Below are 22,074 nucleotides of genomic sequence, written 5' to 3'. Positions count from 1 at the left end.
TTTTTTATCCAGCGGAACGACAACAGAATTATTCTTTATATTATTCCATTGTTTTTATTAATTTATTGGAAAATAGCGGTAGGAATATCAGTAGAAAAATTTCATGAATCGACAGCATTTTTTATTGCGCCAGAAGTGAACATCCTGGCGCAATATCCAGGTTAGCTGGCGATGGCCATTCCCACCGTCATATGCAGACCGTAGAACACCCCGCGCCCCACCATCTCACCAATCAGCACCAGCACAAATGCCAGGCCTAACAGCGGTACGGCAGGTTGATACCCTTTCAGCAGCGGAACCACCCAGCACGCCAGCGCCAGCACCAGCGCGGCCACACGCCAGGCCATCAGCGACCCGTAATCGGGCACCAAAGCGGCAGCCTGCTGAATTGAGCTATGAATGGTCGGCAGTTCGCTGCCCTGCAGCAAGGCCACCATCACGCTGCCCACCAGCGCCAGCAGCGTAATGGCCGGCAGCAGGCGCATCGCCCAGCCGTCAACCCCCGCCACGCGTAGCAGCAGATAACCCAACAGCGGGCCGCCGATAAACAGGGTCAGGAAGAAGCTCAGCGGCGTCCAGACGCTATACCAGGTTGGTACGGTATCAATGGTGTTGTATACCCGCACCATCATCCAGACGAAGATAACGCCCAGCGCCATCGTCACCACCAGCCAGAGACTACGCAGCCCAACCGGCAGCTTTTTCACCACTGCCAGCAGCCAGCCGATACCGCCCACCGCGAAAAAGAGCGCGCCGCTGGCAATTTCGTTACTCAGCGCCGATGCGCCAACGCGGTTTAGCGAGTTAAAGGCGCGCATCGGCGATCCCAGGTGCATCGTCGAGGCGATAAAGCCAATCCCCATCAGCACCCATAAGCCGAACATACTCAGCACCACGCGCTGCTGCTGCTCGTTCGGTAAGCCACCTTTCATCAGCGCCACGGCCAGGACGATAAAACCGCCCGCCACGCATTGGCCAAAGACCGTGAAGATCATCAGCGGCCACTCATGCCATCCACTTCCCATTTCAGACCTCCTTCGGGTTGGCCAGATAGCCGGTTGTATCACCACACGGACGACTGTTGGCGTTCGGTTTGATGACAATACTGGGTTGGGTAAAATGCGCGGCCGGCAATGGCGCAACCGCAGCCAGCTCGCCGTGTTTCTTGCGCAGCTCCTCGATGGGGCCAAAATCCAGCGCGCGCAGCGGGCAGGATTCGACGCAAATCGGTTTTTTCCCCTCAGCAACACGCTCGTGGCAGCCATCGCACTTGGTCATATGCCCTTTCGCCGCATTGTACTGCGGCGCGCCGTATGGGCAGGCCATGTGGCAATAGCGACAGCCAATACATACATCTTCGTCGACTACCACAAAACCATCGTCGCGTTTATGCATCGCCCCGCTCGGGCACACTTTAGTGCAGGCCGGGTCTTCGCAGTGGTTACAGGCAATGGACAGGTAATAGGCAAAGACGTTCTGATGCCAGACGCCGTTATCTTCCTGCCAGTCACCGCCCGCATATTCATAAATGCGACGGAAACTGACGTCCGGGGTTAAGTTTTTATAGTCTTTACAGGCCAGCTCGCAGGTTTTACAACCGGTGCAACGAGCAGAATCGATAAAAAATCCATATTGAGTTGTCATCGGTTATTCCTTACAGCTTCTCAACCTGGACCAGGTTGGTGTGCGATGGGTTACCTTTCGCCAACGGCGACGGGCGTTGGGTGGTGAGCACGTTGATGCTCCCCGCCTGATCCACGCGTCCTGCGTCCGGGTTATACCAGGCCCCCTCGCCCAGCGCGACGACGCCAGGCATCACCCGCGGCGTGACTTTAGCTTCGATATGCACTTCCCCGCGGCCGTTGAAAATACGGATGCGATCGCCATTGGCGATGCCGCGCTGTTTCGCATCGAGGGGGTTCATCCACATCTCCTGGCGACAGGCGGCCTTCAGCACGTCAACATTGCCGTAGGTCGAATGCACGCGGGATTTATAGTGAAAGCCGGTCAGCTGCAGCGGAAATTTTGCGCTCAGCGGATCGTTGTAGTTTTCAAAACCCGGGGTATAAATCGGCAGCGGATCGATCACATCGCCGTCAGGTAGCTGCCATGTCGCGGCGATTTTCGCCAGATCCTGGGAATAAATCTCGATTTTACCCGACGGCGTGGTCAGCGGATTGGCCTGCGGATCGTCGCGGAAGGCTTTATAGGCGACATGGTGCCCTTGCGGATCGCGCTGTTTATAAATCCCCTGCTGACGGAAGGTCTCAAAGTCCGGTAAATCAGGAATCGCCTTGCGCGAGAGTTCATGCAGATGGCGCATCCAGCCTTCCTGGGTGCGACCTTCGGTAAACTGTTGCTCCACGCCCATGCGTTTGGCCAGTTCCGTCGTCATGTCATAGATCGTTTTACATTCAAAACGTGGTTTAATCACCCGATCGGTAAAGATCACGTAGGACATATTGCCGCAGGAAGCATCGAGCGCGAAGTCCATCTGCTCGGACGCCGTGCAGTCCGGCAGTAGGATATCGGCGTATTTCGCCGATGACGTCATGTGGCAGTCGATTACCACGATCATCTCGCATTTCTTATCATCCTGCAGAATGTCGTGGGTACGGTTGATATCAGAATGCTGATTAATCAGACAGTTGCCAGCATAGTTCCAGATCATTTTGATCGGGACATCCAGCTTATCTTTGCCCCGTACGCCATCACGCAGCGCCGTCATTTCCGGACCGCGTTCAATGGCATCGGTCCACATAAACATCGAGATGCTGGTCTGTACCGGGTTCTCCAGCGTCGGCATACGCTCAAACGGCAGGTCGTATGACCCTTCACGCGCGCCGCTGTTACCGCCGTTGATCCCCACGTTACCGGTCAGAATCGCCAGCATTGCGATCGCGCGGGTGGCGATTTCGCCGTTCGCGTGGCGCTGCGGCCCCCACCCCTGGCTGATATAAGCCGGTTTCGCCGTCGCTATTTCACGCGCCAGCTGTACGATACGCTCGACCGGGATCCCGGTGATCGTTGATGCCCACTGCGGAGTTTTGGCAACGCCGTCGCTGCCCTGCCCGAGGATCCAGGCTTTGTAGTGTCCGTTAGCCGGCGCATCGGCAGGTAAGGTTTTTTCGTCGTAACCGACGCAGTATTTATCCAGGAAAGGGCGATCGACCAGGTTTTCGCTAATCATGACCCAGGCGAGCGCGGAAACCAGCGCGGCATCGGTACCGGGACGAATAGGGATCCACTCATCTTCACGGCCTGCGCCGGTATCGGTATAGCGCGGATCGATGATGATCATCCGCGCGTTGGATTTTTGCCGCGCCTGCTCAAGATAGTACGTCACCCCGCCGCCGCTCATCCGCGTTTCGCCAGGGTTATTTCCGAACAGCACTACCAGCTGGCTGTTTTCGATATCCGACGGGCTGTTACCATCCGCCCAGCCGCCGTAGGTGTAATTCAGGCCTGCGGCAATTTGTGCCGAAGAGTAGTCGCCATAGTGGTTAAGGTAGCCGCCGCAGCAGTTCATCAGGCGCGCGATTAACGTTTTTCCCGGCGGCCAGGAGCGGGTCATGGTGCCGCCAAGGGTTCCGGTGCCGTAATTCAGATAGATAGATTCGTTACCATAATCTTTAATCAGGCGCTGCATATTGCCGGCAATCGTATCGAAGGCCTCTTCCCAGCTAATCCGCGCGAATTTACCCTCACCGCGTTTGCCTACGCGTTTCATCGGGTATTTCAGCCGGTCCGGATTATAGACCCGCCGACGCATTGAACGCCCGCGCAGACAGGCGCGCACCTGATGCAGCCCGTCATAGTTATCATCGCCGGTATTATCGGTTTCAACGTATTTAATTTCGCCATCCACAACATGCATACGCAGCGGACAACGGCTACCGCAGTTCACGGTACAGGCACTCCAGGTGACCGTTTCACCGACTGGCGCCAGGCCATCGGCGGCGCGGGCAATGCGTGTGAAGGGTAACGTCAATGCGTTACTGGCCATCGCCAGACCGCCAATCGCCGTGGTTTTCATTAAACCACGCCGGCTGACTTCGGCAGCCAGTAAAGCATCGGGGGCTTTAATTTTCATGGATACTCGCTTTGGTTGCTCACAATATACTGACAATCGTTATATAGGTGTTTATATAACGAATTTTGTTTTTTATAGTTTTTTGTGCTGATTTAACTCAAAGGGAGTATGGAGGTATTCACCAGATGGATTATTGCCCGGCATCAATAAGAGGATAAAAAAAAGCGCCCGAAGGCGCTTTTGAGAAGCAGGTAGAAAAATCAGCCGATAAATTCGAGGCCGCGCATGTAGGGGCGCAGAACTTCCGGGATCGTAATCCGACCGTCGGCCTGCTGATAGTTTTCCATCAGCGCAACCAGAGTACGCCCTACCGCCAGGCCAGAGCCGTTCAGGGTGTGTACCAGGCGCGTTTTCTTGTCAGACTTGCTGCGGCAACGCGCCTGCATACGACGCGCCTGGAAGTCCCAGACGTTGGAGCAGGAAGAAATTTCACGATAGGTATTCTGCGCCGGAACCCAGACTTCCAGATCGTAGGTTTTGCATGCGCTGAAGCCCATGTCACCGGTGCAGAGCGCCACTTTACGATACGGCAGACCCAGCAGTTGCAGCACTTTTTCCGCATGGCCGGTCATCTCTTCCAGCGCCGCCATAGAATCTTCCGGACGGACGATCTGCACCATTTCCACTTTGTCGAACTGATGCATACGGATCAGACCGCGGGTGTCACGCCCGTAGGATCCCGCTTCAGAACGGAAGCATGGCGTGTGGGCGGTCATCTTGATCGGCAGATCGTCTTCGTCGATGATCTCATCGCGAACCAGGTTAGTCAGCGGCACTTCCGCCGTGGGGATCAGCGCATAGTTGCTGCTGTCCGCCTCTTCTTCCAGCGGACGCGTATGGAACAGATCGCCGGCGAATTTCGGTAACTGGCCGGTACCGTACAGCGTTTCCTGGTTGACCAGATACGGTACGTAGTTTTCACTGTAGCCGTGCTGTTCGGTATGCAGATCCAGCATGAACTGTGCCAGCGCGCGGTGCAGACGGGCCAGCTGGCCTTTCATCACCACAAAACGGGAACCGGTCAGCTTAACGGCAGCGGCAAAATCCAGCCCGCCATGCATTTCACCCAGCGTCACATGGTCGCGAACGTCAAAATCAAACTCACGAGGGGTACCCCAGCGGCTGACTTCAACATTGTCGTTTTCGCTTTTACCCAGCGGAACGTCATCGTGCGGAACGTTCGGGATGGTCAAGGCGATGTCGCGGATTTCCGCCAGTAACACGTCCAGTTCGGCCTTTGCCGCATCCAGCTGTTCGCCAAGTTTGTTCACTTCCTGGCGTAATGGCTCGATATCTTCCCCGCGCGCTTTCGCCTGGCCAATGGATTTCGATCGGGAGTTACGCTCCGCCTGCAGGTTCTCAGTTTCCACCTGCAGAACTTTACGACGCTCTTCCAGAGCGCGCAGTTTATCTACATCCAGCTTAAAGCCCCGGCGTGCCAGTTTTTCAGCGACTGCGTCTGGCTCGGTACGCAGCAGATTGGGATCGAGCATGCTTATCCTGTGCTTATCGAATTAAAAAAGAAAAGTGGCCGCAGACTACGACCACCGGAATATCCTGATAACCTTACCGCAACGCCTCTGTTAGCGGTAGCGTTTTATGGGGCTATTTTGATCCTGTTCGCTAAGCCAGGCGAGCTTTTCGCCAATTTTCCCCTCCAGCCCCCGATTTGTTGGCTGATAATAGCGTGTTTGGGCCATTTCCTGCGGAAAATACGCTTCCCCGGCGGCATAGGCGTTCGGCTCATCATGGGCGTAGCGATACTCCTGCCCGTAGCCCATCTCTTTCATCAGCCGGGTCGGCGCATTGCGCAGATGTACCGGCACGTCGTAATCCGGGCGCTCGCGGGCATCGGCCAGCGCCGCTTTAAACGCGGTATAGACCGCGTTGCTCTTCGGCGCGCAGGCCAGATAAACAATGGCCTGAGCAATGGCACGCTCGCCCTCGGCCGGCCCCACGCGGGTGAAGCAATCCCAGGCAGAGAGAGCCACCTGCATAGCCCGCGGATCGGCATTGCCGACATCTTCCGAAGCGATCGCCAGGCAGCGACGGGCGACATACAGCGGATCGCCGCCGGCGGTGATAATTCGCGCGTACCAGTACAGCGCAGCATCCGGCGCACTGCCGCGAACGGATTTGTGCAGCGCGGAAATCAGATCGTAAAAACGATCGCCTTTATTATCAAAACGGGCGCTGCGTTCCCCGGCGATTTCGGTCAGCAGTTCGGCCTGCAGCACCCGGTTGCCGGAGGCATCGGTCTCGGCCATATCGGCCATCATCTCAAGCGTATTGAGCGCGCGCCTGGCGTCGCCGTTGACCAGCCCGGCAATGGCCTGTCGGGTGTCGTCCGGCAGAACAATATTTTGCCCGCCGTAGCCGCGATGTTTATCGTTCATCGCCTGGGTTAGCACCTGTTCGATATCATCACTGGTTAGCGATTTCAGCAGGTAAACCCGCGCCCGGGATAACAGTGCGGAATTGAGTTCAAACGAGGGGTTTTCCGTCGTCGCGCCGATAAAGGTGATGGTGCCATCTTCAATATGCGGCAGGAAGGCATCCTGTTGACTTTTATTGAAACGATGGACTTCGTCGACGAACAGAATGGTGCGGCGGCCGGCATTGCGATTCTGCCTGGCGCGCTCGATAGCCTCACGGATCTCTTTCACTCCGGAGGTGACCGCCGAAATACGTTCGACGTCGGCGCTGGCGTAGCGCGCAATCACTTCGGCCAGCGTGGTTTTCCCGGTGCCTGGCGGCCCCCATAAAATCATCGAATGCAGGTGCCCGGCTTCAATCGCCCGCGGCAAAGGTTTACCCGGCGCCAGCAGATGCTGCTGGCCGATGTACTGCGCTAAATTTTCTGGCCGCATGCGGGCGGCCAGAGGTTGAAACGCATTGTCGGAAAAATCGAGCGGCAGATTGCTCACATTCGCCTCTACTTACGTTGATCGTCCACCGTAACCCCTTGCGGCGGCGTAAAGGTGAACTTAGATGCCTCGACCGCACCATTTTGCTGCGACTTCAGCTGGTAGCTGCTGCGCTGATCGTCCTGTTCCACCGCGCTAAACTGATGGATGGTACCGTCGCGGCCAACATTGATGGTGAACTGCTTCAGGTTGCCGCCGCCGCTTTTCGGCGTCAGGACAAAATCGTCGCCATTTTGTTTAATGTTGTACTGCTGCCAGTCGTTAGACTGGTTACGGGCAATCAACATAAACGGCGTATTGCTGGTGGCGTCTTTCAGCCAGGTCACCGTCGCCTGCTCCACAAACGGGTTGTAGAACCACAGCGTCTTGCCGTCGGAAACCAGGATGCTCTCATCCGGCTGCGTCATGTGCCAGTTGAAGAGATTGGGACGTTTGACCCACAGGTCGCCCTGGCCGTCCTGGACGGCATTGCCGCTGCCATCGGTCACTTTCTGGGTGAAGCTCGCGTGGAAGCTGCTCACCTTATCAAGGCGGCTTTTCAAGTCGCTGGCGGCATCCGCCCAAACCTGGCTGACAACAAATCCAGACAGTAATGCACAGGTGATTGCGAGTTTTTTCATTGTTATTCCTTAATGTGCGTCACTCCCGACGCGGGAGCCTCTTCTGCCCCTAATGTAGGACCGCCTGGCGCGGCGGGACAGAAGAATAGGCTGATTTTGCGCTTATTTACCCAACTTTGCACTTACTCGAAGGGGGGCGGCGCCAGCACTTCGCGGTTGCCGTTATGGCCCTGCTCGCTGACGATACCCTGCGCTTCCATCTGTTCAATAATGCGCGCGGCACGGTTATAACCGATGCGGAACTGACGCTGTACGCCGGAAATCGACGCTTTGCGTTTCTCAGTCACGAAGTTGACCGCCTGATCGAACAGCGGATCCAGCTCTTCGCCACCGTCAAAGCCGCCGCCACCGCCTTCGCTTTCGCTGTCGGAGGTGATGCCGTCAACATACTGCGGACGGCCGCGCGCTTTCCAGTCCTGTACCACCGCATGGACCTCCTGGTCACGCACAAAGGCGCCGTGGACACGTACCGGCATGGTTGAGTTCGGCCCGGAATAGAGCATGTCCCCCATCCCCAGCAGTGATTCCGCGCCGCCCTGATCGAGGATGGTACGCGAGTCAATTTTGCTCGACACGGTGAAGGCGATACGCGTCGGGATATTGGCCTTGATCAGGCCGGTAATCACGTCGACGGACGGACGCTGGGTAGCCAGCACGAGGTGAATCCCCGCCGCACGCGCTTTTTGTGCCAGGCGCGCGATCAGCTCTTCGACTTTCTTACCCACGGTCATCATCAGATCGGCGAATTCATCCACCAGAACGACGATATACGGCAGTTTTTCCAGCACCGGATGCACGGCGTCCATACTGTCGCCCGGCTTCCAGTAAGGATCCGGAATTGGACGCCCCATTCGCGCCGCCTCGGCAATCTTCTCGTTGTAACCTGCCAGATTACGCACGCCCAGCGCCGACATCAGCTTGTAGCGACGCTCCATCTCGTTCACGCTCCAGCGCAACGCGTTGGCGGCGTCTTTCATATCGGTGACCACTTCCGTCAGCAGATGCGGGATCCCTTCATAGACCGACAGTTCGAGCATTTTCGGGTCAATCATAATGAAGCGCACATCTTCCGGCTGCGCTTTATAGAGCATGCTGAGGATCATGGCGTTCACGCCGACCGATTTACCGGAACCGGTGGTACCGGCAACCAGCAGGTGCGGCATTTTTGCCAGATCGGCAACGACCGGATCGCCAGCGATATCTTTACCCAGCACCACGGTAAGCGGCGATGGGTTATCGCGGAATTTGGTGTTATCCAGCACTTCACGCAGGTAAACGGTCTGACGCTTTTTATTCGGCAGTTCCAGGCCGACGTACGGCTTACCTGGAATCACCTCCACGACGCGCACCGCAACGGTGGACAAGGAGCGGGCCAGGTCGCGCGACAGGTTTGAAATACGCGCGGCCTTCACGCCCGGCGCCAGATTCAGCTCGAATCGGGTGATAACCGGACCTGGCGAGTAGTTCACCACATCCGCTTTGATGCGGAAGTCAGCCAGACGGGCCTCAACCAGGCGCGCCATTTGCTCCAGCGCGAAGGTATCCACCGGTTCGACCTCGCTCGGCGGCGGCGTCAGCAGATCCAGCGATGGCAGCGGCGTCGTCGGCCGTTGCATCGGCTGGCTGTTGCCGTTACGCATCAGCAGCGGGTGAATCAGGCTATCCTGCGGCGGCTGCACGGCGGCTGTCTGCTGCGGCGTGTGGCCCTGAGGGGCTTGCTGCGGGTGTTGAGCCGGCTGTTGTTGATACTGCTGGACCGGCGGCTGCTGTGTCGGCTGCTGATACTGCTGGACCGGCGGCTGCTGTGCCGGCTGCTGGTACTGCTGGACCGGCGGCTGCTGTGCCGGCTGCTGGTACTGCTGTACCGGCGGCTGTGTTTCCGGCATCGGAGTGAACAGCGGCTCGCCTGGGCCGTCATCGACCAACGCCTTCATCGGCGAGAAGTCATAATCAGCAGGCGAGAATGGCGTTGCCCCCTGCGGCTGCTCGCTGCTGTAGCGCTGCTGCTGGGAAGCGGCAAACTGCCGGGCCAGCTCGGCTTCAGCAGCCGAGTCATCATCTTCTTCTTGCTCAGATGGGTAGGCTTCACCATAGCGCTGCTGCTGAGTGGCGGCGAACTGGCGCGCCAGTTCATCCTGCTCGAGCGCATCCACTTCTTCGTCCGTTAACGGTTCATCGTCATAGCTCTGATCGAGTTCCGCCTTCCGCGCACGCTCTTCCGCCATCCGCTGCGACGGAAGCTTAATCCCATACGAAGCCAGCTCCCGACGTGTCGGAACGCGAACATGGTTAGGGCGCGGCAGTTTTGGACCAATCCCCTCTTTCACCTGCGCGCGCGGCCCACCGGACGCCGGGCTGAACACCGGCGCCGCGGATGACGCCGCAGAAGCCACGGTGGCAGCCGTCGCGCCAGCGCCGGTGGCCTGGTGTACGCCGGCCGCAAGCGGGGTTACCGCAGCGGCATCGACCGGGGAAGAGGACGGAGACGTCATGGGGCGCGTCGCGACCGGGCTTTCCGGTTCTGGAATCGGCTGATACCAGGCGGCCAACTGCTCACGTTCGCGCGCACGTTTTTCTTCGACTTCTTCAAAATAATACATCGGCGGACGCTGCGGCTTCACCTCTTCCTGCGGCGCTTCAGGCTCTACGGCAGCTGAAGAAACGGGGGGTTGCGGCTGATAATAGGTCTGCTGAGCAGGTTCCGACGGATAAACAGGCTGCTGCACGGGCTGATAAACCGGCGCCTGTTCCGGCTGATACACCTGCTGCTGCGGCTGCGACGGCGCGGACTGATAAACCGGCGCCTGTTCCGGCTGATATACCTGCTGCTGCGGCTGCGACGGTGCGGACTGATAAACCGGCGCCGGTTCCGGCTGATACACCTGCTGCTGCGGCTGTGACGGCGCGGGCTGATATACCGGCGCCTGTTCCGGCTGATATACCTGCTGCTGCGCCTGCGACGGTGCGGACTGATAAACCGGCGCCTGTTCCGGCTGATATACCTGCTGCTGCGGCTGCGCGGGCTGATAAACAGGCTGCTGCAACGGCGCCTGACCGGCTACCGGTTCGGCCCACGCCTGCGGCGCCGCGGTGGCCGCCGCCGTACCGAGCGGGTCGGCAATGCTTTGGCCATTCAATAACGGGTCATAGGGGTCGAAATCCCCCGGGCGCGTTGCGCTGGAGCCGGAGAACAGCACATCGTCTGCCTCTGCCGGACGCGTCGCGCTGGCGCCGGAAAAGAGCACATCATCCGCCGCGACTGGCGCCCCGTTTGCGCTGAACTGGACGTCCTCTTCGGCATCATCCATCCGTTTACCGGAGAACAGCGCGGCATCGGTCTTGCGGCCCATCGGATTGCTGAATTTCTCCGCCAGGCGCTGACGACGCGCTAAGGCGCTGCGTAAAATGCGCGCGCGCCGGGATTCCTGCGGTTTGGCAGATTCGTCATATTCGTCTTCATCATCATATTCATCCTCATCCACCCACGTATCGTCGCGACGGGTGCGATTGCTGGCGAACGTGAGGATGGAAAGAATACCGCCGCCGAGTTTTTCGGCGATGCTCACCCAGGACCAGCCGGTAAACAGAGTTAACCCCGCCGCCCAGATACAGAGCAGCGCGATGGTTCCACCGCTGCTGTGCAGCAAGGGTTGCAGAGTGGTGCTCAGCAAGCTGCCAATCACTCCGCCCGAGGCGAAATACCAGATATCATCGGCATTGATGGCGGCCAGGCCGCAGGAGGTCAGAATCAGCGCCAGCGCGCCAATTAAGCGTAGCGAGACGGCAAAGTAATCGATGTACTCGTCGTTGGCCTGATTACGCCAGGCAAACCAGCAGCCGCCGATGATGATCACCGGGATGGTATAGGCCATTACGCCAAAAATGAAAAATAGCGTATCGGCAAGCCAGGCTCCCGGTATTCCGCCTATGTTGTGAATAGGCTCGTGCCAGGCCGTTTGCGACCAGCTAGGATCCGAGGGATTAAAGCTGAGTAAGGCTACCATCAGCCAGATGGCAAATAGGGAGCAAAGGATGAGTAACGCCTCAAGGAGTCGGCGCCCGCTGCTTAACTTGGTCAGTTTGACTTCTTTGTCTTCGGTGTATTCCTGGCTCAAAAAAGGCTCTCCAGGTATCAGGCTGTTTCCTGCCTGCTGCTAAAACGGACAACAGTGCCGGGTCACCCCGGCACTGTTGCTGTATGGATTAACAGGAGTGTAATCAAACTACTTCGATTTTGCACCTGTTCCGTGTTAGCGCGTCTTAATTACCAGACGATTACTTTGCTTGACTTCTTCCATTACCACGTAGGTACGGGTGTCATTCACGCCCGGTAGGCGCAGCAGGGTTTCGCCCAGTAATTTACGATACGCTGACATATCCGGCACACGGGTTTTCAACAGATAGTCGAAATCACCGGATACCAGATGACACTCTTGAATTTCTTCAAGTTTTTGCACAGCGGCGTTAAATTGCTCAAACACATCCGGTGCGCCACGATTCAGAGTAATCTCAACAAATACCAGAAGTGATGCATCCAGATAATGCGGGTTGAGCAGCGCCGTATAGCCCTGAATAAAACCCTGTCTTTCCAGCCGACGCACGCGCTCAAGGCAAGGCGTCGGTGAAAGTCCCACCCGTTTAGAAAGCTCGACGTTGGAAATACGCCCATCTTTTTGCAGTTCATTCAAAATGTTACGATCGATGCGGTCGAGATCTTTGCCAGGGCGCTTCTTGCTATCTACCATTATTATTGTCTCTCTGTATTCCTTCCCTACTCCTGTTCCGACTCAGAGCCTTCACTGCCCGAGTCCATCCTGTTATTACCCGTATACGACATTGGGTAACCCAGGGGTACGTGAGAAGCCCGTTGCCTGACGGCAGTCACCGACATCACGCATGGCGTCTGTCCACACCATGCGTAGATTTCGCTGACCCGGATAAAAATGGCATTTGCGTGCATGAAAATTCGCCACACGCGAAACACTGCTTTTTGTCTTCCATGAATGTTTTCGCAAAAGCACAGGGGATTGTCAAAGCAAAACATCGATTTTTAGTACAAGATGCCAGATATTCATTATCCACCCCCGTGGATCCTCATGTTTTCATCTTATAATTGTCCCGCTGACAGTAGAATTAGTTATATTCTTCGTGCGTAAAATCGCCAGTTCATCGGCGCCCCCGATTGCACATATCGTTAACAAAACCGCTGCGCTCTTTTTTTACGCCAACAAATTCCCTACAATCCAAGCCAATGTATGCCAATAAATTATGGGGATCTCATGGGCACGACCAAACACAGTAAACTGCTTATTCTTGGTTCTGGACCTGCGGGATACACCGCTGCCGTCTACGCAGCGCGCGCAAACCTGCAGCCGGTGCTGATTACCGGCATGGAAAAAGGCGGTCAGCTGACCACCACCACCGAAGTGGAAAACTGGCCCGGCGATGCAAACGATCTGACCGGCCCGCTGCTGATGGAACGTATGCATGAGCATGCGACGAAATTCGATACCGAAATTATTTTCGACCATATCAACAGCGTCGATCTGCAGAACCGTCCTTTCCGCCTGGTCGGCGACAGCGGTGAATACACCTGTGACGCGCTGATTATTGCCACCGGCGCTTCAGCGCGTTATCTGGGTCTGCCGTCGGAAGAGGCCTTCAAAGGGCGCGGCGTTTCCGCCTGCGCAACCTGCGACGGTTTCTTCTACCGCAACCAGAAAGTCGCGGTCATCGGCGGCGGCAACACCGCGGTGGAAGAGGCTCTGTATCTCTCTAACATCGCCTCTGAAGTCCACCTGATTCACCGTCGCGATACCTTCCGCGCCGAAAAAATTCTCATCAACCGCCTGATGGACAAAGTGGCAAACGGCAACATCGTGCTGCACACCCACCGCACGCTGGAAGAAGTGACCGGCGATCAGATGGGCGTGAGCGGTCTGCGTCTGCGTGATACGCAAAACGCGGACAATATCGAATCGCTGGAAGTGGCGGGTCTGTTTGTCGCTATCGGCCACAGCCCGAATACGGCGATCTTCGACGGTCAGCTGGCGCTGGAAAACGGCTATATCAAAGTGCAGTCCGGGATCCACGGCAATGCTACCCAGACCAGCATTCCGGGCGTTTTCGCCGCGGGCGACGTGATGGACCATATCTATCGTCAGGCGATCACCTCCGCAGGCACCGGCTGTATGGCGGCGCTGGACGCTGAGCGCTATCTTGACGGTTTAGCCGACGCGTGCAAATAATCTTTACAAGTCAGTAACAAAGGTAAAGAAGGCGACGAAAAGTCGCCTTTATTTTTTCCTCGTTGTAACATTGCGTGGCCCAAAAACCTCATAACTACACCTGCTAAGTGCGCAATGAATAAAACCCGTCAACAAGAGTTAACCCGCTGGTTAAAAGAGCAAAGCATTCTCTCCCGTCGCTGGTTGATGATTTCCCGCGCGCTGGGCGTCATTAGCGGCCTTCTGATCGTCGCTCAGGCATGGCTGCTGGCGCGGATCCTGCACCGCATGATTATGGAGAATATTCCGGCGACGGCGCTGGTACTGCCGTTTATCGTCCTGGTGCTGATTTTTGTTCTCCGGGCCTGGGTGGTATGGCTGCGCGAGCGGGTGGGCTTCTATGCCGGGCAACACATTCGTTATGAGATTCGCCGTCAGGTTCTCGATCGCCTGCAGCAGGCCGGTCCCGCGTGGATTCAGGGTAAACCGGCCGGGAGCTGGGCGACGCTCATACTCGAACAAATTGACGATATGCACGATTACTACGCGCGCTACCTGCCGCAGATGACGCTGGCGGCCTGCGTGCCGCTGCTGATCGTCCTCACCCTGTTGCCGATTAACTGGGCCGCCGCGCTGATTCTGCTCGGCACCGCACCGCTGATTCCGCTGTTTATGGCGTTGGTAGGGATGGGGGCCGCGGATGCTAACCGGCGTAACTTCCTGGCGCTGGCCCGCCTGAGCGGGCATTTTCTCGACCGCCTGCGCGGCATGGAAACGCTGCGCATCTTTCATCGCGGCGCCGCGGAAACGGATAACATTCGTGAGGCCTCCCAGGATTTCCGTCAGCGGACGATGGAAGTATTGCGTCTCGCCTTCCTCTCTTCCGGGGTGCTGGAGTTTTTCACTTCGCTCTCCATTGCCCTGGTGGCGGTCTACTTCGGTTTCTCCTACCTCGGAGAGCTGAATTTCGGCCACTACGGTGCCGGCGTCACCCTGATGTCTGGTTTTCTGGCGCTGATCCTGGCGCCGGAGTTTTTCCAGCCGCTGCGTGACTTAGGCACGTTCTACCATGCCAGGGCGCAGGCCATTGGCGCGGCGGATAGTCTGAAAACGTTTATGGAAACGCCGCTGGCGCAGGCGAAACGCGGTGAAAAGGTACTCAGCGACAATGAGCTGATTCGCCTCGAAGCCCGCGATTTAATCGTTAAATCACCTGAAGGCAAAGTGCTGGCGGGTCCGCTCAACTTTACTCTTCCCGCCGGCAAGCGCGTGGTGCTGGTAGGGAAAAGCGGATCCGGTAAAAGTTCGCTGCTGAATACCTTAACCGGCTTTCTCCCCTACGAGGGTTCGCTGATGGTCAACGGCGTGGAACTGCGCGATCTTGACGCCAGCCGTTGGCATCGCCTGCTGAGCTGGGTGGGGCAAAACCCGCAGCTCCCCGCCGCCACGCTGCGTGATAACGTGCTGTTGGCATCGCCGGAAGCCAGCGAATCGCAGCTCCAGCTGGCGCTGGATAAAGCCTGGGTGAGCGAATTCGTGGCCCAGCTGCCGCAAGGTATTGACACGCCGGTTGGCGATCAGGCCGCTCGCCTCTCGGTCGGCCAGGCGCAGCGAATTGCCGTCGCGCGGGCGCTGCTGATGCCCTGCCGTCTGCTGCTGCTGGATGAACCCGCCGCCAGCCTCGATGCGCATAGCGAACAGCGGGTCATGCAGGCGCTTTTTCACGCTTCTTCACAACAAACGACGCTGATGGTGACCCACCAGCTGGAAGGTCTCGCCGACTGGGATGCGATCTGGGTGATGCAGGATGGACAGATTGTCGAACAGGGGCTTTATTCGCAGCTGGCCGCCGCCGGCGGTCCTTTCGCCGGGCTGCTGGCCCACCGTCAGGAGGAGATTTAAATGCGCGCATTATTACCCTATCTGGCGCTGTATAAACGGCACATCTGGTTGCTGACGCTTGGCGTGGTGCTGGCCATCGTCACCCTGCTGGCCAGCATCGGCCTGCTGACGCTGTCGGGGTGGTTCTTATCGGCCTCCGCCGTGGTCGGCGTCGCCGGGATCTACAGTTTTAACTATATGCTGCCGGCCGCAGGCGTGCGCGGCGCGGCAATTATTCGTACCGCCGGTCGCTACTTCGAACGCCTCGTCAGCCACGACGCCACTTTCCGCGTCCTACAGCATCTGCGCGTTTTCACCTTCAGCAAGCTACTGCCGCTCTCCCCTGCCGGGCTGGCGCGTTTTCGTCAGGGCGAACTGCTCAACCGGGTGGTCGCCGACGTTGATACTCTGGACCATCTCTATCTGCGGGTGATTTCCCCGCTGGTGGGAGCGCTGGTGGTCATTGTGGTGGTCAGCGCGGGCTTAAGCATTCTCGACGTCACGCTGGCGCTGACGCTGGGGGGAATTATGCTGCTGACGCTGTTGATCCTGCCGCCGCTGTTTTATCGGGCGGGTAAACCGGCCGGTGAAAGCATGACGCAAATGCGCGGGCAGTACCGCCAGCAGCTTACCGCCTGGCTGCAGGGACAAGCTGAGCTGATGCTGTTCAGCGCCAGCGACCGCTACCGCGCCCAGATGGAAAAGACCGAACTGCACTGGCAGGATGCGCAACGTCGCCAGGCCGAGCTGACAGCGCTATCGCAGGCGCTGATGCTGCTGGTGAGCGGGATAGCGGTAGTAGCCATGCTGTGGCTCGCCTCTGCCGGCGTCGGCGGCAATAGCCAGCCCGGCGCGCTGATTGCGCTGTTTGTCTTCTGCGCGCTGGCGGCCTTTGAAGCGCTGGCCCCGGTCACCGGCGCATTTCAGCACCTCGGGCAGGTCATCGCCTCCGCCCGACGGATTACGCAAATTACCGAACAGCAGCCGGAGGTCTCCTTCGTACAGGGCGCCGATCGGCAGTTTGCGCAGGTTGCGCTGACCTTGAATCAGGTCTCCTTCAGCTATCCGCAGCAGACCACGCCAGCGCTGGAAAACATCTCGTTGCAGATCGCCCCCGGAGAGCATATTGCCATTCTGGGGCGCACCGGCTGCGGCAAATCCACGCTGCTGCAACTCCTGACCCGCGCCTGGGATCCCGCACAGGGAGAGATTCTGCTCAACGATCGGCCGTTAACCCAGCTCAACGAAGCGACCCTACGCCAGGCGATGAGCGTTGTCCCCCAGCGCGTGCACCTGTTTAGCGCCACGCTGCGCGACAACCTGCTGCTGGCGGCGCCGCAGGCCAGCGATACCCAGTTGATGAACACCCTGCAACGCGTCGGGCTGGATAAGCTGCTGGAAGACGGCGGTCTCAATAGCTGGCTCGGCGAAGGTGGCCGTCAGCTCTCCGGCGGCGAACTCCGCAGACTGGCCATCGCCCGTGCGCTGCTGCACGACGCGCCGCTGATGCTGCTTGATGAGCCCACCGAAGGTCTCGATGCCACGACGGAAAGCCAGATTCTGGATTTACTCGCTGAGGTCATGAGCGAGAAGACCGTGCTGATGGTCACCCACCGTCTGCGCGGCCTGGCGCGTTTTAATCAGATAATTGTCATGGACAACGGCGAGATTATTGAGCAAGGTAGTCACGCGGAACTGCTGGCCGAACAGGGGCGTTACTACCAGTTTAAGCAGCGTCTGTAGACCGCTTGTCTGAAGGTGCTGTACAACGTTTTGCGTATATACTCTATGAGTTTCAGGCGTGCTGAAAGCGGCCCCGTTGAGTCAGGCACTGGCCTGTGGCCACGGTGGGACCACGGGGCTGATGTACGCTTGTAAGACAGCGAATATATTGAACAATTGCCTGGTGCGTATTGAGGTTAAAATGCGTCTGGTTCAGCTTTCCCGTCAGTCCATTGCCTTTCCTTCCCCGGAAGGCGCCCTGCGCGAACCGAATGGCCTGCTGGCGCTCGGCGGCGATCTTAGCCCGGCGCGCCTGCTGATGGCCTATCAGCACGGAATTTTCCCCTGGTTTTCTCCGGGCGACCCTATTTTATGGTGGTCTCCCGATCCGCGCGCGGTGCTGTGGCCTGAACGGTTTCACCTCAGCCGCAGCATGAAACGTTTCCATCAGCGATCTCCCTATCGCGTCACGCTGAACCATGCCTTCGGCGAGGTTATCGCGGGCTGTGCCGACAATCGTGATGAAGGGACCTGGATTACGCCCAGCATCGTGAAGGCCTATCACCAGCTCCACGAGCTGGGTCATGCGCACTCGATCGAGGTGTGGCTCGGCAACACGCTGGTGGGAGGGATGTACGGCGTGGCGCAAGGCGCGCTATTTTGCGGCGAGTCGATGTTCAGCCGCGCGGAAAATGCCTCGAAAACCGCGCTGCTGGTATTCTGCCAGGCGTTTATGCGCGACGGCGGGAAATTAATTGACTGCCAGGTGCTGAATAATCATACGGCATCGCTGGGGGCGAGCGAAATCCCCCGCCGCGATTATCTCGATAGCCTGGCGATATTGCGGACCTTCCGTCTGCCGGAAAGATTTTGGGTGCCCAGGGTGCTATTTACCGGCAATGTGTAAATGTTTTCAGCACATTTTTCACCGTGATGGTATAATTGCGCAGTAGAGTAGCTTCTGCCTGTTGCCCCGCCGCCGTTATGGGAATAATAAGAGTCAGATAACGCCCATCGTTCTGTCACTCCCCTTTACGTTTGCGCCTGTCATGCGGCTTATCCGTGTGAATTCCGGGCAATGCGCCAAAACTACTTCAATGACTTATACCCTTAATAATTTAGGATGCGTCAGGAAGGCACAACAAAGCGCCTGGCAGCGTCAATAACTATGTGACCAGGTAAGCGAAGAGAGCCTGAAAGATAAAGCACACAAACGTAAAACTTTACTTACTCGCTGAACTTCGGCATTATCTTGCCGGTTCAAAACTACGGTAGTGATACCCCAGAGGACTAGATGGCCAAAGAAGACAATATTGAAATGCAGGGCACCGTACTTGACACGTTGCCTAACACAATGTTCCGCGTAGAACTGGAAAACGGTCACGTGGTAACTGCGCATATTTCCGGTAAAATGCGTAAAAACTACATCCGCATTCTGACGGGCGACAAAGTGACTGTTGAGCTGACCCCGTACGACCTGAGCAAAGGCCGCATTGTCTTCCGTAGTCGCTGATAGTTTTCCGCCCTCGTGGCGTCAGATGCTGAAGGCCGGGATAATTCCCGGTCTTTTCATATCGGTTATCCGCTAAAACGGCGGGTATAAAAAAACCGGCCCACGGGCCGGTTTTTTACTATCAGAGAACCGCTTTAATGCGCGGTTTCCGGTTTATGCTTCTGCGCACTTTGGAAATCATACGTCAGCGTGCCTTGCTCTTTATCCAGGGCGACGGTAACCTGACCGCCATCCACCAGCGACCCGAACAGCAGCTCGTTAGCCAACGGTTTCTTCAGGTTATCCTGAATCACGCGCGCCATCGGACGTGCGCCCATTGCCCGGTCATAGCCTTTTTCCGCCAGCCAGTCACGCGCTTCCTGACTCACTTCCAGCGACACACCTTTCTGATCCAGCTGAACCTGCAGCTCGACGATAAACTTATCCACCACCTGATGGATCACCGTGGTGGACAGATGATCGAACCAGATAATGTTGTCGAGACGGTTACGGAACTCCGGCGTAAAGATCTTCTTGATCTCTTCCATCGCATCCGGGCTGTTATCCTGCTGGATAAGACCGATCGATTTACGCTCGGTCTCACGCACGCCGGCGTTGGTGGTCATCACCAGCACCACGTTGCGGAAGTCCGCCTTGCGGCCGTTGTTATCGGTCAACGTACCGTTATCCATGACCTGCAGCAGCAGGTTAAAGACGTCCGGATGCGCTTTTTCAATCTCATCGAGCAGCAGCACCGCGTGCGGATGTTTGATCACCGCATCGGTCAGCAGCCCACCCTGATCGAACCCCACGTAGCCCGGAGGCGCACCAATCAAGCGGCTGACGGTATGACGTTCCATATATTCGGACATATCAAAACGCAGCAGCTCAATCCCCAGCGCTTTCGCCAGCTGCACGGTCACCTCGGTTTTCCCGACCCCGGTCGGCCCGGCAAACAGGAAGGAACCCACCGGTTTGTGCTCATGCCCCAGTCCGGCACGCGCCATCTTGATCGCCTCGGTTAAGGCCTCAATCGCTTTGCCCTGACCAAAGACCAGCATTTTCAGGCGCTCGCCAAGGTTTTTCAGCGTATCGCGGTCGCTCTGCGAAACGCTCTTCTCAGGAATACGCGCAATACGCGCAACCACGGATTCGATATCCGCCACGTTAACGGTTTTCTTGCGCTTGCTGGCCGGCATTAACCGCGCCCGCGCGCCCGCTTCATCAATGACGTCAATCGCCTTGTCCGGCAGATGACGGTCGTTAATGTATTTCACCGCCAGCTCCACCGCCGCACGAACCGCTTTCGCGGTGTAACGCACATCGTGGTGCGCTTCGTACTTCGGCTTCAGACCATTGATAATCTGCACCGTCTCTTCCACGGAAGGCTCAGTAATGTCGATCTTCTGGAAACGACGAGCCAGCGCCCGGTCTTTTTCGAAGATATTGCTGAACTCCTGATAGGTGGTTGACCCCATCACCCGGATCTTGCCGCTGGAAAGCAGCGGTTTAATCAGGTTGGCGGCATCGACCTGCCCACCGGAAGCGGCGCCCGCACCGATAATGGTGTGGATTTCATCAATAAACAGAATGCTGTTGGTATCCTGCTCAAGCTGTTTGAGCAGCGCTTTGAAACGTTTTTCGAAATCACCGCGGTATTTTGTTCCCGCCAGCAGAGAGCCAATATCCAGCGAGTAGATCGTGCAATCGGCCATGATCTCCGGCACATCGCCCTGGACAATACGCCAGGCGAGCCCTTCGGCGATCGCGGTTTTACCTACGCCGGATTCCCCCACCAGCAGCGGGTTATTTTTACGCCGGCGGCACAGAACCTGAATAGCGCGCTCCAGCTCTTTTTCGCGGCCGATCAACGGATCGATACCGCCGACGCGAGCAAGCTGATTGAGATTGGTGGTGAAGTTTTCCATACGTTCCTCCCCGCCTGCTTGCTCTTCATTGCCGGGCTGGCTTCCGCTGTTATCGGAAGACTGGCTCGGCTCGTCTTTGCGCGTACCATGAGAGATGAAGTTCACGACGTCAAGACGGCTGACCTCGTGTTTACGCAGCAGATAGGCCGCCTGGGACTCCTGCTCGCTGAAAATCGCGACCAGAACGTTGGCGCCGGTCACTTCACTGCGGCCAGAGGACTGTACATGGAAGACCGCACGCTGCAGCACGCGCTGGAAACTCAGCGTCGGCTGAGTGTCGCGCTCTTCTTCCGTGGCGGGTAGAACGGGTGTGGTCTGTTCGATGAAGGCTTCAAGTTCCTGACGCAGCGCCACCAGGTCCACAGAACACGCTTCAAGCGCTTCGCGGGCCGAGGGGTTGCTAAGCAGAGCCAGCAACAAGTGCTCGACGGTCATGAACTCATGACGGTGCTCGCGCGCTCTGGCGAAAGCCATATTTAAACTGAGTTCCAGTTCTTGATTGAGCATAGGCACCTCCCCCAATTTTCATGCCTGTCTTCAGGCTTTCTCTAGCGTACACAGCAATGGATGCTCGTTCTCCTTCGCGTATTCATTCACCATCGCGACTTTGGTTTCCGCCACTTCTGCGGTAAATACCCCACAAATCGCTTTACCTTGATAGTGAACCGTCAGCATCAGTTGCGTTGCACGTTCTACATCATAAGAAAAGAATTTTTGTAACACGTCAATAACAAACTCCATTGGAGTGTAGTCATCATTGACCAATATCACTTTATACATCGATGGTGGTTTAAGCTCATTACGAACTTCGTCTTCTACCAGCTGATCGAAGTCCAGCCAATCTCTCTTACTCATCGTCAGTGTTCATCATCGGTTGCTGTTGCTAACAGGCGGCGGCCTGTCGATGACCAGAGGCTATGCACACCACAAATCTACAATAGATCATAGATAACTATCATCTATTACTTCCATCCGCGATGTCTGTCACATTCCCCGGCAATAGCGTTAACTGCTTCAAATTTTGACGCATTTTTCGCCTCCCACTACCGTCAATCGCTTGACGCATTTCCGTATTTCTCTAAATTGTACTGGCGAGAGTTGGCGAGCATTTGAACAACTCGTCACTCCACCACCGGTTCATTCCATCTTACTTATAAAGATTTACGAAGGATGTCGAAGTATGG

The 22,074-nt window shown here is 57.1% G+C and carries 15 protein-coding genes; 5 read left to right on the top strand and 10 right to left on the bottom strand.

All coding sequences use genetic code 11. The features are described 5' to 3' along the window. Nucleotides 1-161: 161 nt before the first annotated feature. From ACI2JR_RS24850 to lrp, 8 genes are all read right to left on the bottom strand, one after another. Entirely contained in the window at nt 162-1,025 is an 864-nt protein-coding gene (locus tag ACI2JR_RS24850; RefSeq protein WP_462479705.1) for a dimethyl sulfoxide reductase anchor subunit family protein, read from the bottom strand. Between the two features lies 1 nt (nt 1,026). Continuing rightward, on the bottom strand, nt 1,027-1,644 hold the full coding sequence (locus ACI2JR_RS24845) for a DMSO/selenate family reductase complex B subunit (protein ID WP_132727585.1): 618 nt from the start codon (nt 1,642-1,644) through the stop codon (nt 1,027-1,029). A gap of 10 nt (nt 1,645-1,654) precedes the next feature. Further along, nucleotides 1,655-4,093 carry a dimethylsulfoxide reductase subunit A gene (gene dmsA / locus ACI2JR_RS24840; RefSeq protein WP_132727587.1) on the bottom strand — a complete coding sequence of 813 codons (2,439 nt, stop codon included), beginning with the start codon at nt 4,091-4,093 and terminating at the stop codon, nt 1,655-1,657. A gap of 200 nt (nt 4,094-4,293) precedes the next feature. After that, entirely contained in the window at nt 4,294-5,586 is a 1,293-nt protein-coding gene (serS, locus tag ACI2JR_RS24835; RefSeq protein WP_132727590.1) for a serine--tRNA ligase, read from the bottom strand. Between the two features lie 90 nt (nt 5,587-5,676). Then, on the bottom strand, nt 5,677-7,020 hold the full coding sequence (locus tag ACI2JR_RS24830; RefSeq protein WP_132727592.1) for a replication-associated recombination protein A: 1,344 nt from the start codon (nt 7,018-7,020) through the stop codon (nt 5,677-5,679). An 8-nt stretch (nt 7,021-7,028) separates the two neighbouring features. Next, nucleotides 7,029-7,640 carry an outer membrane lipoprotein periplasmic chaperone LolA gene (lolA, locus tag ACI2JR_RS24825; protein ID WP_132727594.1) on the bottom strand — a complete coding sequence of 204 codons (612 nt, stop codon included), beginning with the start codon at nt 7,638-7,640 and terminating at the stop codon, nt 7,029-7,031. A gap of 122 nt (nt 7,641-7,762) precedes the next feature. Next, nucleotides 7,763-11,755 carry a DNA translocase FtsK gene (gene ftsK, locus ACI2JR_RS24820; protein ID WP_462479704.1) on the bottom strand — a complete coding sequence of 1,331 codons (3,993 nt, stop codon included), beginning with the start codon at nt 11,753-11,755 and terminating at the stop codon, nt 7,763-7,765. 135 nt (nt 11,756-11,890) lie between these two features. Then, complete coding sequence (gene lrp / locus ACI2JR_RS24815; protein WP_000228469.1) at nt 11,891-12,385, bottom strand: leucine-responsive transcriptional regulator Lrp; 495 nt, start codon at nt 12,383-12,385, stop codon at nt 11,891-11,893. A gap of 534 nt (nt 12,386-12,919) precedes the next feature. On the opposite strand from lrp, the gene trxB reads away from it, so the two are divergent. The 5 genes from trxB to infA all read left to right on the top strand — a co-directional run bounded on the left by trxB (nt 12,920) and on the right by infA (nt 18,983). After that, complete coding sequence (trxB, locus tag ACI2JR_RS24810) at nt 12,920-13,888, top strand: thioredoxin-disulfide reductase (protein ID WP_132727600.1); 969 nt, start codon at nt 12,920-12,922, stop codon at nt 13,886-13,888. Between the two features lie 114 nt (nt 13,889-14,002). After that, nucleotides 14,003-15,769: a cysteine/glutathione ABC transporter permease/ATP-binding protein CydD gene (gene cydD, locus ACI2JR_RS24805; RefSeq protein WP_462479703.1), complete on the top strand. Its 1,767-nt coding sequence runs from the start codon at nt 14,003-14,005 to the stop codon at nt 15,767-15,769. Then, the gene (cydC, locus tag ACI2JR_RS24800) at nt 15,770-17,491 is read left to right on the top strand and encodes a cysteine/glutathione ABC transporter ATP-binding protein/permease CydC (protein WP_462479702.1); all 1,722 of its coding nucleotides are present in this window, start codon (nt 15,770-15,772) and stop codon (nt 17,489-17,491) included. A gap of 181 nt (nt 17,492-17,672) precedes the next feature. After that, entirely contained in the window at nt 17,673-18,377 is a 705-nt protein-coding gene (aat, locus tag ACI2JR_RS24795; RefSeq protein WP_132727607.1) for a leucyl/phenylalanyl-tRNA--protein transferase, read from the top strand. Nucleotides 18,378-18,764: 387 nt separating this feature from the next. Then, entirely contained in the window at nt 18,765-18,983 is a 219-nt protein-coding gene (gene infA / locus ACI2JR_RS24790; protein WP_002211347.1) for a translation initiation factor IF-1, read from the top strand. A 134-nt stretch (nt 18,984-19,117) separates the two neighbouring features. Here the strand turns inward: infA and clpA are convergent, their stop codons facing one another. Together clpA and clpS are read right to left on the bottom strand one after the other, a co-directional pair. Next, nucleotides 19,118-21,397, bottom strand: a complete 2,280-nt coding sequence (gene clpA, locus ACI2JR_RS24785; RefSeq protein WP_132727610.1) for an ATP-dependent Clp protease ATP-binding subunit ClpA — start codon at nt 21,395-21,397, stop codon at nt 19,118-19,120. 30 nt (nt 21,398-21,427) lie between these two features. Beyond that, nucleotides 21,428-21,745: an ATP-dependent Clp protease adapter ClpS gene (gene clpS, locus ACI2JR_RS24780; protein ID WP_132727613.1), complete on the bottom strand. Its 318-nt coding sequence runs from the start codon at nt 21,743-21,745 to the stop codon at nt 21,428-21,430. Between the last annotated feature and the right edge of the window lie 329 nt (nt 21,746-22,074).

This window comes from Klebsiella sp. NPDC088457, from assembly GCF_044900465.1.
Lineage (GTDB): Bacteria > Pseudomonadota > Gammaproteobacteria > Enterobacterales > Enterobacteriaceae > Klebsiella.
Note: the sequence above shows the minus strand (reverse complement) of the source record. Positions and strands in the feature narration are given on the sequence as shown.

What these genes read in the sequence shown, in the direction of transcription:
- serS (WP_132727590.1), bottom strand. Translation starts at nt 5,586, where the DNA reads ATGCTCGATCCCAATCTGCTGCGTACCGAGCCAGACGCAGTCGCTGAA.
- cydD (WP_462479703.1), top strand. Translation starts at nt 14,003, where the DNA reads ATGAATAAAACCCGTCAACAAGAGTTAACCCGCTGGTTAAAAGAGCAA.
- infA (WP_002211347.1), top strand. Translation starts at nt 18,765, where the DNA reads ATGGCCAAAGAAGACAATATTGAAATGCAGGGCACCGTACTTGACACG.
- cydC (WP_462479702.1), top strand. Translation starts at nt 15,770, where the DNA reads ATGCGCGCATTATTACCCTATCTGGCGCTGTATAAACGGCACATCTGG.
- lolA (WP_132727594.1), bottom strand. Translation starts at nt 7,640, where the DNA reads ATGAAAAAACTCGCAATCACCTGTGCATTACTGTCTGGATTTGTTGTC.
- aat (WP_132727607.1), top strand. Translation starts at nt 17,673, where the DNA reads ATGCGTCTGGTTCAGCTTTCCCGTCAGTCCATTGCCTTTCCTTCCCCG.
- dmsA (WP_132727587.1), bottom strand. Translation starts at nt 4,093, where the DNA reads ATGAAAATTAAAGCCCCCGATGCTTTACTGGCTGCCGAAGTCAGCCGG.
- clpA (WP_132727610.1), bottom strand. Translation starts at nt 21,397, where the DNA reads ATGCTCAATCAAGAACTGGAACTCAGTTTAAATATGGCTTTCGCCAGA.
- ACI2JR_RS24850 (WP_462479705.1), bottom strand. Translation starts at nt 1,025, where the DNA reads ATGGGAAGTGGATGGCATGAGTGGCCGCTGATGATCTTCACGGTCTTT.
- ACI2JR_RS24845 (WP_132727585.1), bottom strand. Translation starts at nt 1,644, where the DNA reads ATGACAACTCAATATGGATTTTTTATCGATTCTGCTCGTTGCACCGGT.
- trxB (WP_132727600.1), top strand. Translation starts at nt 12,920, where the DNA reads ATGGGCACGACCAAACACAGTAAACTGCTTATTCTTGGTTCTGGACCT.
- clpS (WP_132727613.1), bottom strand. Translation starts at nt 21,745, where the DNA reads ATGAGTAAGAGAGATTGGCTGGACTTCGATCAGCTGGTAGAAGACGAA.
- lrp (WP_000228469.1), bottom strand. Translation starts at nt 12,385, where the DNA reads ATGGTAGATAGCAAGAAGCGCCCTGGCAAAGATCTCGACCGCATCGAT.